Genomic DNA, 11572 nt, shown 5'->3' with positions numbered 1-11572 from the left:
TTCACCATCGTCAACATCTACTTCCCGGGCCTGCACTCCTACGCCGGCCTCCCCGGGTAGGGCAGCGGCGAACCATACCGGTGAGGCCCAGCCCTGCCGGGAGGCGGATCCGGACCGGCCGCAGCGCTGAACGCTCGGCCGCGGACCGAGCGCCGCGGCCATGGCGCAGAAGCCCGGCCCGAGGAAGTCCAGGTTCGTCAACCCGGTGTCGCAGGGGTGTTCCCTGGACTTCGGCACCAAGCGGCGCCGCTGGCCTTGTCGAGTCTCGGTAGGGGTTAGTGCTTGTGTGCGAGGAATCGCATGACGTGGCCGGCCCAACCGGTACGGATGGAGACGTCGAGGCCTACATGTCGCGCGGTGGCAGCCAGGTCGGCAGGGGCCACGAGCTGGTGAGGTGATCGATCGACCAGGTGAAGCAATGTGGCGGTTGGGGAGGCCGTCAGGTCATAGCCGATCAGCATGCCCCCTGGCTTGAGCACCCGAGCGGCTTCCGCTACCGCCGCCTTCCAGTTCACCACGTGATGCAGCATCAGGAAGCTGAGCACAACGTCGAACGAAGATTCCGCGAAGGGAAGGGCCGTGGAATCCGCCTGCTGTACCGTCAGGCGTGGGCTTGTCGGGAAGCGTCTGCGTGCCGTGGCGACCATGCGTTCATCGATGTCGGTCAGCGTCAATCGCATCCCCGGGGACCGCTGCAGCAGGGCTGCTGCCATCTGGCCGCTGCCAGCACCAAGCTCGAGCACGTCGCCGCCGAGGTCTTGCCCTCCAAGGCTCCAGGGCACGATGATGTCGCGGGCGAAACGTCCCCAGAGGGCACTGCGGCAGAATGCCGTTTCGATTCCGGACATCTTGGGCATGGGCAATCTCCAGCATGGGCGATCTGCAGGGCCGGGGCCCCCGACACTATCCGGCCTCCCCATCGGGGGGAAGGCCAGGACCGCCAGGTGCGTTGGGGACAGGCCATGCTGGGAACGCCTTCGTCCGTGGCGGTGGGGTCCGCCGGGCGCGCTTGGTGGTGTGCCGTCCTCGCGCTCACTCTGGACCTCCCCGCGCTGGTCGCGGACTGCGGGGCTGAGGTCGGCGATCCCGTACCGGAGTCCCGCTGATGAAAGCGCTAAGGAGTGTTCATGACGGAAAGCCGCCTGTGGTTGCTGTGCGATGCTCGCGCCGCCCACCGCCAGGGCAGGGCGGGGCTCGACCGGCGCCGGCACGAGCGCCTTGTCGAGATGGTCTCCTTCGCCCGTGCCCGGTCGCCCTTCTATCGCCGGCTCTACCAGCACCTACCCGAGCAGCTCACGGATCCGGTGCTGTTGCCGGTCACGGGCAAGGCCGAGCTGATGCGCCACTTCGATGACTGGGTGACCGATCGGGCCGTCACCCTGTCCGCCGCGCGGGCGTTCGTCGAGGACCCTGCCCTGGTGGGCGAGAAGTTCCTCGGCCGCTACACGGTGGGAACCACCTCCGGAACCACGGGCACCCGGGGCATCTTCCTGTGGGACGAGCGGTCCCTCGCGGTGACCACCGCCCTGTTGGCGCGGTTACTCGGTACGTGGCTCACTCCCGCCGATGTGCTCCGGATGCTCGCCCGCGGCGGGCGCATCGCCATGGTCAACGCCACCGGGGGCCACTACGCCTCCGCCGCCGCGGCCGCCGCGCTGCGCAAGAACCGGTGGGGCAGCGACCGGATCGGGGTGTTCGGCGTGCACACCCCCATGGCGCAGCTGGTCGCCGGGCTCAACGACTTCCGCCCGGCCATCCTCGCCCCATACGCCACGATGGGCGCGCTACTGGCCGCCGAGCAGCGCGCCGGCCGTCTGCACATCAACCCGGCTCTGGTCGTGCTCTCCGCCGAGGCCCTGCCGGAGGGGGAGTACGACAGGATCGCCGCGACGTTCAACGCCAAGGTCCGCCAGGGCTACGCCGCCACCGAGTGCCCCTTCCTCACCTACAGCTGCCAGCACGGGTGGCTCCACGTCAACAGCGACTGGGTGCTTCTGGAATCGGTCGACGCCGATCACCGCCCGGTCCCACCCGGCCAACCCTCGCACACCACCTTGCTCAGCAACCTCGCCAACAAGGTCCAGCCGATCCTGCGCTACGACCTCGGCGACGCCGTCTTCGTCCGGCCCGATCCCTGTCCGTGTGGGGACCCGCTGCCCGCCATCCGGGTGCGGGGCCGCACCGCCGACCTGCTCACCTTCCACACTCCCGCCGGCGAGCCGGTGGTGCTCACGTCATTGACCGTGACCGCCTGGGTCGACCGCGTTCCCGGCGTGGAGCTGGTCCAACTGGTGCACACCGCCCCCACACACCTCGAGGTCCGGATGCAGTTCTCGGCCGGAACCGACCCGGAACGCCTCTGGCAAGCGGTGCACACCGAGATCCGGCGCCTGCTGGTGGACCACGGGCTCGGCCACGTCACCGTGGCCCGCGGCGACGGGCCGCCACAGCCCACACCGGGTGGCAAGTTCCGCGCGGTCATCCCGCTTCCGTGACCGGCCGTAACTGTCGAAGCCGTTGGCAACTGCGCAGCCCGTGCACACCCCGCCCTGGTCACCCCGCCGAATCCGACCTGGAGGCGGCCGCTCTCATGGGGTACGAGGTGGTGTCCACTCTGCGTATTTCCCCGGCGGCCGGGCCTGCGGTCGGTGAAGGGGGAACGCAAAGGCGGCCGGTGCCGGTTCCCGCCGGGTGACCCGTCGTGTCGGCCCGCCGCCGGGAGGAACCCGCGGCGCGCGACTCGATGGCGCTGGTCGGGCAGATCGCCGCAGCGGATCTGCCGGCCCTTGTTCTTCTCACGGGATGAACTGAAGCCCGACGAAGAACCACAGGCGCCGGCACTGGGCGGTGGGATTCGACGACGTGCCAGTTCAGTCGTGGCGCACGGTGAAGTGCGAGGAGAACGGGCTCAGCGTGCCGGGCAGCTGGCCGGTGTCCAGCGGTTCCTGGGCCGTGAAGTCGTGTTGGCGCAGCAATTCACCCAGCACCAGGGACGAGGTCAGCAGCACCACGTTGCGGCCCGGGCACATGCCGGGGCCGGCACTGAAGGGCACCAGCGGCCAGGCATTGTCATCGCGCTCCTGAAGCCACAGCTCGGGGCTGAAGCGGTGGGCTTGGGGCAGGGTCTGGTCGTCGCGGTGGAAGAACGGGGCGTAGATGACCAGCGCGGTGTCCGGCGGCAGGGTCCCGTTGCGCCAGTGCGTCGTCGCGGTGCTATCGCGCAGGATCAGGGGGGTGGTGGGCCACAGCCGCAGGGACTCCAGCACGGTGGCGCGCAGGAACGGCAGATCGGGAGCGTGGGCCACCTCCGAGCGTGCCGTCCCGGTGGCGCCTGGATGATTGGTGAGCAGGGCCAGGGCCCGGAATGTGGCCCAGGCCTCGGCGTCGAAGGCGAAGAGCCACTGCGGGACCTGCTGGTGGGGGACGGCCTCGTCGGGGGCCGGGGTCTGCGCGACCAGGGCGGCCAGACTGCCGGGCTCGGCCAGTTCGATGTAGTGCTGCAGTCGGCGCAGGAACCGCTCGCGCAGGCGGCGGTTCTGCGGCATGAGGTAGGAGAAGTTGCCGCGGGCGCGCAACCGGCGCAGGTCGTCGGTGACCTGGTCGTCGTCGCGGGCGCTGGCGCCGAGCACGATGCGCCGGACCATGCGCGCCCACATCACCGCGAAGGACTCCCAGTCCAGGGTGCCGGTGAAGTCCACGTGGCCGCCCAGCGTGGAGACCTCTTCGGTGATGACAGCCTTCATCGCCTCGGCATGACTGTGGACGGGGCGCGGGGTTTCTAGGATCTGCTCGTTGAACGGTCGGCGTGAGAGCCGTTGCTGCGGGGTCGAGACGAGGGAGCCGGCCGGCTCGAAGTGGTTCAGCGCCCCGCGCTTTTCTAGCGTGGCCGGCGAGAAGGGGGTGGGGCTGTCGTTGAGAACACGGCGCACATCAGCGGGATCCAGCAGTAGCGCGATCCGGCGGCCGGGGATCCGCAGCTGGACCGGGCCGGCGCCGTAGCGGGACCGTAGGCGCTGCATTTCGGCGACGCCGGCGGCATCGGCATCGAGGCGTTCGGCCAGGCCGACGGCTGCCGGTCTGCGCACGATCGGCCCCTTGACCACCGGGCCCAGGAGCACCCGGGTCAGAACGCGGAGATGGTCTACCGCTCCCAGGGTCGGCACTTCTGCTTCATCGCCGATCGGCGTCGCACCAGGCATGCCACCAACCTGTCACACCGGCCTCACCCCCGCCAAGACCAGCGTGTTCTCTCGTCCGGTGCCGGCGGGCTGGCGCCGTGGGGTTGCAGCCACTGCAGGCGGCAGGGTTGTCCGGGTGGCGTTTACTGCGGGGTGTCGGCGGTGTCCCGGTCGGGGCTCGTGGCGGTCAGCAGGACCGCGGCCGCTGCGCCGCCGACGATGAAGATGTCCGCGACGTTGCCGATGAACCAGTTCCCGTATGCGAGGAAGTCCACCACGTGGCCTTGCCCGAACGACGGGGGGCGCAGGAGCCGGTCGCCCAGGTGGGAGGTCACCGCGCCGCCGAGGCACCCGACCAGAAGGGCCCAGGACACGGTGCGGACCCGGAGGGAGAACCAGATCGCCGCGGCGACCGCCACCGCCGAGATGACGGTGAAGATCCAGGTCGAGGTGGCCCCCAACGAGAACGCCGCCCCGGGGTTGTAGGCCAACTGAAGCCCGAGCAGGTCACCCAAGACCGGGACTCGCTCACCCGTGGACAGGCTGTTCTCCGCCCACCACTTGGTCACCTGGTCCAGGACCACTACGCCGGCCCCGATCGCAATGGTCAAGAGCACCAGGGGGTACCTGCGCCGATGGTTCATTCGTGTCCTTTCGCGATGCGCCCGTTTCCCGGCGCCTCAGTGGATTGACCGACCTCCGCACGACCTACGCAGTCACTGGAAGGTACCGGACGGCGCGGGCAGGCCGGGTCTCACCGTGCCTGCGGAGCATCTACCCCGCAGGCACGGTGGGAGCTCATCCCACGGTGGAGCGTTGGGCCTGCCGGTCGGTGAGGGATGCCAGGGCGGTGCGTCGGGTGGTGGCCGCACGCAGGCCGTTGCCGATGACGATGACCTCGGCGACCTCGTGCACCAGGACCACGGCGGCCAGGCCGAGCATGCCGGTGATGGCCAACGGCAGCAGCACTCCGATGATCAGCAGCGACAGGACGATGTTCTGGTTCATGATGGCCCGGCCGCGGCGGGCGTGGGCCAAGGCCTGGGGGATCAGGCGCAGATCGTGACCGGTGAAGGCCACGTCCGCGGACTCGATGGCCGCGTCCGAGCCGGTGGCGCCCATGGCGATGCCGACCTCGGCGGCGGCCAGGGCGGGGGCGTCGTTGATGCCGTCCCCGATCATCGCGGTGGGCCGGGTGCCGGTCAGCTGACCGACGGCGGCGGCCTTGTCCTCGGGGCGCAGCTCGGCGCGAACGTCGCCGATGCCGGCCTGGGCAGCGATCGCCCGGGCGGTGCGGGCGTTGTCCCCGGTGAGCATCGTCAGGCCGATGCCCTGGCCGGTCAGGGTGGTCACGACGGCGGGGACCTCGGGGCGCAGTTCGTCACGGACCCCGATCGCTCCGGCGACCGTCCCGTCGCGGTGGATGATGACCACGGTCATGCCCTGGTCCTCCAGCTGCTGGACCTGGGCGGCCAGGGGCCCGGGGTCGAGCCAGCGGGGGCTGCCGACCGTGATCGTGGCCCCGTCGATACGGCCGGTGATGCCGTGCCCGGCGGTCTCGGTGACGGCCTTGGCCCCGGGTGCGTCGGGGGCGGCGGCGATGATGGCCGCGGCCAGCGGGTGGGTGCTGTGCTGTTCCAGCGCGGCGGCCCAGCCCAGCACCTGATCCTCGGTGAGGCCGGGGGTGGTGAGCACGGCGGTGACGGTGGGCTGGTTGCGGGTCAGGGTCCCGGTCTTGTCCACGGCCAGGTGGCGGATCCCGCCGAGGCGCTCGAAGGCGGCCCCGGACTTGATGACGACCCCGAACCGGCTGGCCGCGCCGATCGCGGAGACCACCGTGACCGGGACCGCGATGGCCAAGGCGCAGGGGGAGGCGGCCACCAGCACCACCAGGGCGCGGGTGATCCACAGTTCCGGGTCCCCGAACAGGGACCCCAGGGCCGCGACCAGCACGGCCAGGACGAGCACCCCGGGCACCAGGGGCTTCGCGATCCGGTCGGCCAGGCGGGCCCGGGCGCCCTTCTCGGTCTGGGCCTGTTCGACCAGGTGCACGATAGTGGTCAGGGAGTTGTCGGTGCCGGCGGCGGTCGCGTCGATCTCCAGGGCCCCGGAGGTGTTGATCGACCCGGCCGAGACGGTGTCTCCCGGGCCGACCTCGACCGGGATGGACTCCCCGGTGATCGCCGAGGTGTCCAGGGAACTGCGCCCGGTACGCACGATCCCGTCGGTGGCGATGCGTTCCCCGGGCCGGACCACGAGCACCTGCCCGGGATGCAGGTCCTTGGCCTCGACCTGCACCGTGGCCCCACCCTGGCGGATGGTCGCGGTCTCGGGCACGAGCTTGAGCAGGGCGCGCAGCCCGGCCCGGGCCCGGTCCATGGCCTTGTCTTCCAGGGCCTCGGCGATGGAGTACAAGAACGCCAGGGCGGCGGCCTCCTCGATGTAGCCCAGGATCACCGCGCCGATGGCGCTGATCGTCATCAGCAGCCCGATCCCGAGCCGGCCCCGGGTGAACAGCCCGCGCAGCGCCCCGGGCACGAAGGTCCAGGCGCCCAGCACCAGCCCGACCCAGAACACCACCGTGGCCACCAAACCGGCCCCCGACCATTCCAGGACCAGCCCGGCGATAAACGCCACCCCGGAGAGCACCGGGAGCAGGATGGCCGCATCCCGCCACCACGGCCGGTGCTCTTCGGGCTCCTCGGGTGCACCGGGGGTCGGGGCCTCGCAGCCGCAGGCCGAACTCATGAGGCCACCTGCCCCGTGTCGCAGCACCCGGGCACCGGGCAGCCCGGGTCCAGGCAGGGGGCGGAGGCATCCACGGCGAGGGTCACCTCGAGCAGGGCGCTCAGCGCCCGGGCCAGGTGCGCATCGACGATCGCGTACCGGGTGCGGCGGCCCTGGTGTTCGGCGGCCACGATCCCGCAGTCCCGCAGGCAAGCCAGGTGGTTGGACACGTTCGATCGGGTCAGCCCCAGGGCCTGGGCCAGTTCGGCCGGGTACCCGGGGCCCTCCAGCAGGTTCAGCAGGATACGGGACCGGGTGGGGTCGGCCATCGCCCGACCCAGCCGGTTCATCACGTCTAACCGTGTCGCAATCGTCAGCATACGGTGAACTATACAGCCTGTGCTGTAGTGTCTTGCGGGGGTTTCGCCCGGACCGGCTGGCCCCGACCCGTTGACCCTGTGAGGACTCTCCGTGACTGCCCGTTGCCGCCGCGCCTGCCCGTATCGCCCCTACCGGGGTCGGGGAGGGCGGGCATGAGTCTGGGTGGGTTCTTCGCCGAGATGGTCCAGTCCGGGGCGCTGCTGGTCGCGATGCCGCTCGCCGCGATCGCCGGACTGGTGTCCTTCCTCTCCCCGTGCATCCTTCCACTGGTGCCCGGCTACCTGGGCTATGTCTCCGGGCTGGCCGACCCGCGGCGGGCGGACAATCGGCGCCGGGTGATGACTGGGGTGGGACTGTTCATCCTGGGCTTCGCCGCGGTCTTCACTTTCTACGGGGCCGCCTTCGGGGTGATCGGCGGGTGGCTGCTGCAATGGCAGGACGCGCTGATCCGGGCCCTGGGGGTGTTCGTGGTCCTGATGGGCCTGGTCCTCATTGGCTGGCTGCCCTTCTTGCAGAACACCCGGCGGATGTCCTTCCAACCCAAGACCGGGATCGTCGGGGCCCCGCTGCTCGGAGTGGTCTTCGGCCTGGGGTGGACTCCGTGCATGGGGCCCACCCTCAGTGCCGTGCTGGCGTTGAGCACCACCACCGGGGACCCCTGGCGCGGGGCCCTGCTGGGTTTCCTCTACTGCCTCGGGCTGGGGATCCCCTTCGTCCTGGTGGCGATGGGCCTGGACTGGGTCACCCGCACCCTGGGCTTCGTCCGCCGCCACATCCGGGCCTTTAATATCATCGGCGGGATCCTGCTGGTGCTGGTCGGGGTCCTGATGGTCACCGGGATCTGGACCCTGTGGATCTACCAGCTGCAGAACCTCGCCGGCACCTTCACCACCCCCGTCTAACCCTCCCTGCCCTGCCCCTGACTCCCGACCCCACGGATTGGACCGATCGTGACTTCCACCGACCCCACCCCGGCCAAGGCCGCCTCCGCCCCGAACCGGCAGCGCCGGGCCAAGATCATCGTCTGGGTCGTGCTGGCTGCCCTGGTGCTGGCCGGGGTGGTGGCCTTTTTCGCCGCCCGGGCCCCGTCCACCCCGGAGGCTGCCCCGGCGCAGGCCGGCCAGGCCGCGTCTTCCGGGACCGGCCAGACCGCGGCCTCGGAGGCCGCACCGGTGGTGCGCCCCGACAGCCGGGTGCTCTCCCAGGCCCCGAACGAGAAGGCCGTGCTGGTGGAGTTCCTGGACTTCGAGTGCGAGGGCTGCAAGGCCGCCCACCCGGTCGTGGAGGAACTGCGTGCCGAGTACGCCGACACGGTGACCTTCGTGCACCGGTACTTCCCGCTGCCGGGGCACCCGAACTCGATGACCGCGGCCGTGGCCGTGGAGGCCGCCGCCCAGCAGGGGGCGTACGAGGCGATGTACCAGAAGATGTTCGACACCCAGGAGCAGTGGAGCCACACCGGTCAGGACCGCAGCCCGGTGTTCCGCGGCTACGCCGAGGACCTGGGCCTGGACATGACCGCCTACGACAAGGCGGTGGCCGACCCGGCCACCCGCGCCCGCATCGAGGCCGACGTGGCCGACGGGGTCGCCCTGGGCGTGCAGGGCACCCCGACCTTCTTCCTGGACGGGCAGGTGCTCACGCTGAACACGCTCGAGCAGTTCCGCGCCGAGGTCGACGCGGCCGCGAGCAACTGAGCCGCCCCGTGCGCACGCCTGCCCCCGGCGCCGAATCGCCCATGACCACCCCCACGATCCCCACGGACCATCCCATCGAGCACCGGGTCGACACCGGGCCGGCCTCCGAGGAGGCGGGGATGCCGGTGGCTGCCCGGCACCGCCCGTTCGGTGTGGTGCTGCTGGTCACCGGGGTGGTCGGCTGGGTCGCCTCGGCGATCCTGGTCCTCGAGCGCCTGGCCCTGTACGAGAACCCCGGTCACACCACCAGCTGTGACATCAACCCGTGGGTGTCCTGCGGGCGGGTGATGGGCACCTGGCAGTCCGAGCTGTTCGGCTTCCCGAACCCGCTGATCGGGATCGTGGCCTTCGCCGTGGTGATCGCCACCGCGATGGTGGTGCTCTCCGGGGCCCGGCCCGGCCGCGGGTACTGGGCCGGGTTGCAGGCCGGGGTCACCCTGGGGATGGGGTTCGTGGCCTGGCTGTGGTTCCAGGCCCTGTACGAGATCTACATCCTGTGCCTGTACTGCATGATCGTCTGGGCGGCCATGATCCCGCTGTTCATCCTGCTCACCGCCCGCAACCTGGCCCACGGCGTGATCCCCGCCCCGCCCGGGGTGGTCCGGTTCGCGACCGGCTGGGCCGGGACCCTCATCGCCGTCGCCTACGTCGCCGTCGCCGGCTCCGTCTTCGTCCAGTTCCTGCCCGCCTTCACCGGCCTCTGACCGCGCCCGGGGGCACCACCTCGTCACTATCGACAACAGGCGCTATCATCGTCACATGACGATGATTAAAGAGCCGGGGGTGTCCCCGACGGCGGGCCTGGGGCCGGCCGCGGCCCTGTTCCACGGGTTCTCCGACCCCACCCGGCTGGCGATCCTGCGCCACCTGGCCACCGGGGAGCACAAGGTGCGCGAGCTGACCGAGCACCTCGGGCTGGCCCAGTCCACGGTCAGCGCGCACCTGGCCTGCCTGACCGGCTGCGGACTGGTGTCCTCCCGGCCGGTGGGCCGGGCCTCGCTGTACTCCCTGGCCGCCGAACCCGAGCTGCTGGAGGTGTTGGCCGCCGCCGAACGGCTGCTGACGGTCACCGGGCACGCCGTCGAGCTCTGCCCGCACTCCGGCCCCGCTGCGACCGGCGCCCTCCCGCACGACGCCGGGCACTGACGCCTACCGCTTCCCCCGGAAAGGAGGTCCCGGTCATGGGATCCCACCACCATGCCCCGACGGGGCACCGCGGGCGGCTGGCGATCGCCTTCGGCATCACCACGGCGGTGCTGCTGGCCGAGGTGGTCGGCGCGGTGCTCACCGGCAGCCTGGCCCTGCTGGTGGACGCCGCGCACATGCTCACCGACGCCGGCGGGCTGTTGATGGCCCTGCTGGCGGCCACCCTGATGGCCCGCCCGCCCACCACCCGGCGCACCTGGGGGTTCCTGCGGGCCGAGGTGCTGGCCGCCCTGGCCCAGGCCGCGGTCCTGCTGGCCGTGGGCACCTACGCCTTCATCGAGGGCCTGCAGCGCCTGTTCGCCCCACCCGAGGTCGCCTCCGGGCCCCTGCTGGCCTTCGGGATCCTGGGCCTGGTCGGCAACCTCGCCTCGCTGGCCGTGCTCGGCTCCGGCCGCGGGGCCAACCTGAACATGCGCGCCGCGTTCCTGGAGGTCCTCAACGACGCGCTGGGCTCGGTCGCGGTGATCGCCAGCGCCCTGGTCATCGCCGCCACCGGCTGGACCCGGGCCGATGCCGTGGCCGGGATGCTCATCGCCGTGCTCATCGTCCCGCGCACCCTGAAGATCCTGGGCGAGACCACCCGGATCCTGCTCGAATCCACCCCCCGAGGCCTGGATCTGGCCGAAGTGCGGACTCACCTCCAGGCGCTGCCGCACGTGGTGTCCGTGCACGACCTGCACGCCTCCCAGATCGCCACCGGGGTGCCCGTGCTCAGCGCCCACATCGTCGTGGAGGACTCCTGCTTCCACGACGGGCACGCCCCTCAGATCCTGGACCAGCTCCAGCACTGCGTCGCCGAGCACTTCGACGTCGGGGTCGACCACTCCACCTTCCAACTCGAACCCGCCGCCCACGCCCATCACGAACACCCCACCCACCACTGACCCCCGTCGGGGTCGGGGAGCACAGCGCACGATCCCGAGGGGACCCGCATGACCGCCACCACCGCCGCCCTCGCCCTGGCCCTGTACCTGGCCGGGCTGGCCGCCGCCTTCGGGGCCCGGTCCTGGATCCCCTTACGGGCATGCGATCTGGGCTGACGCCTGTGACCGAGTATTCAGTGCGCGTTGTATAGTTCAGTCCATGATGACTATTGCTTCGCGTCTCGACGTGATGAACCGCCTGGGTCGTGCACTGGCCGACCCCACTCGATCCCGGATCATCTTGACCCTGCTCGACCATCCCGCTTACCCGGCGGAGCTGGCCCGAGATCTGGACCTGACACGCCCGAACGTGTCCAACCACCTGGCATGCCTGCGCGATTGCGGGATCGTCGTCTCCGAGCCCGAGGGTCGTCGGACACGATATGAGATCGCCGATTCGCACCTGGCGCAGGCGCTGACGGCACTGGTCGATGCCACCCTGGCAGTGGACGAAGACGCC

At 70.9% G+C, this 11572-nt stretch carries 12 protein-coding genes; 7 read left to right on the top strand and 5 right to left on the bottom strand.

Annotated features, from left to right (window positions below):
- Positions 1-275: 275 nt before the first annotated feature.
- The gene (locus ACUJ8O_RS11025) at positions 276-857 is read right to left on the bottom strand and encodes a class I SAM-dependent methyltransferase (RefSeq protein WP_036334220.1); all 582 of its coding nucleotides are present in this window, start codon (positions 855-857) and stop codon (positions 276-278) included.
- Between the two features lie 270 nt (positions 858-1127).
- On the opposite strand from ACUJ8O_RS11025, the gene ACUJ8O_RS11020 reads away from it, so the two are divergent.
- A complete protein-coding gene (locus tag ACUJ8O_RS11020; RefSeq protein WP_002854330.1) occupies positions 1128-2495 on the top strand; it encodes a coenzyme F390 synthetase in 1368 nt (455 codons plus the stop codon).
- A 375-nt stretch (positions 2496-2870) separates the two neighbouring features.
- On the opposite strand, the gene ACUJ8O_RS11015 is transcribed toward ACUJ8O_RS11020, so the two are convergent.
- From ACUJ8O_RS11015 to cmtR (ACUJ8O_RS11000), 4 genes are all read right to left on the bottom strand, one after another.
- Positions 2871-4085 carry a cytochrome P450 gene (locus ACUJ8O_RS11015; RefSeq protein ID WP_158183611.1) on the bottom strand — a complete coding sequence of 405 codons (1215 nt, stop codon included), beginning with the start codon at positions 4083-4085 and terminating at the stop codon, positions 2871-2873.
- A gap of 236 nt (positions 4086-4321) precedes the next feature.
- A complete protein-coding gene (locus ACUJ8O_RS11010) occupies positions 4322-4795 on the bottom strand; it encodes a signal peptidase II (protein ID WP_233263255.1) in 474 nt (157 codons plus the stop codon).
- Positions 4796-4976: 181 nt separating this feature from the next.
- Entirely contained in the window at positions 4977-6926 is a 1950-nt protein-coding gene (locus tag ACUJ8O_RS11005) for a heavy metal translocating P-type ATPase (protein ID WP_002856926.1), read from the bottom strand.
- Positions 6923-7285 carry a Cd(II)/Pb(II)-sensing metalloregulatory transcriptional regulator CmtR gene (cmtR, locus tag ACUJ8O_RS11000; RefSeq protein WP_002856933.1) on the bottom strand — a complete coding sequence of 121 codons (363 nt, stop codon included), beginning with the start codon at positions 7283-7285 and terminating at the stop codon, positions 6923-6925. The genes ACUJ8O_RS11005 and cmtR (ACUJ8O_RS11000) overlap by 4 nt, the downstream gene beginning before the upstream one ends.
- Before the next feature lie 153 nt (positions 7286-7438).
- Here cmtR (ACUJ8O_RS11000) and ACUJ8O_RS10995 point away from each other — a divergent pair, with 153 nt between their 5' ends.
- The 6 genes from ACUJ8O_RS10995 to cmtR (ACUJ8O_RS10970) all read left to right on the top strand — a co-directional run.
- Entirely contained in the window at positions 7439-8188 is a 750-nt protein-coding gene (locus ACUJ8O_RS10995) for a cytochrome c biogenesis CcdA family protein (RefSeq protein ID WP_002856941.1), read from the top strand.
- A 48-nt stretch (positions 8189-8236) separates the two neighbouring features.
- Positions 8237-8983 (top strand): DsbA family protein, encoded by a 747-nt coding sequence (locus ACUJ8O_RS10990; protein WP_002856942.1) that lies wholly within the window; start codon positions 8237-8239, stop codon positions 8981-8983.
- 41 nt (positions 8984-9024) lie between these two features.
- Positions 9025-9687 (top strand): vitamin K epoxide reductase family protein, encoded by a 663-nt coding sequence (locus ACUJ8O_RS10985; RefSeq protein ID WP_002856944.1) that lies wholly within the window; start codon positions 9025-9027, stop codon positions 9685-9687.
- A gap of 55 nt (positions 9688-9742) precedes the next feature.
- Entirely contained in the window at positions 9743-10129 is a 387-nt protein-coding gene (locus ACUJ8O_RS10980) for an ArsR/SmtB family transcription factor (protein ID WP_036334883.1), read from the top strand.
- 35 nt (positions 10130-10164) lie between these two features.
- Positions 10165-11073: a cation diffusion facilitator family transporter gene (locus ACUJ8O_RS10975; protein ID WP_078025634.1), complete on the top strand. Its 909-nt coding sequence runs from the start codon at positions 10165-10167 to the stop codon at positions 11071-11073.
- Positions 11074-11272: 199 nt separating this feature from the next.
- A partial coding sequence (gene cmtR / locus ACUJ8O_RS10970) for a Cd(II)/Pb(II)-sensing metalloregulatory transcriptional regulator CmtR (protein ID WP_148042418.1) occupies positions 11273-11572 on the top strand: 300 nt, incomplete at its 3' end.

It is taken from the genome of Micrococcus sp. EWR3.9.1 (assembly GCF_052615555.1).
This window is presented reverse-complemented; position numbering and strand designations above follow the sequence as displayed.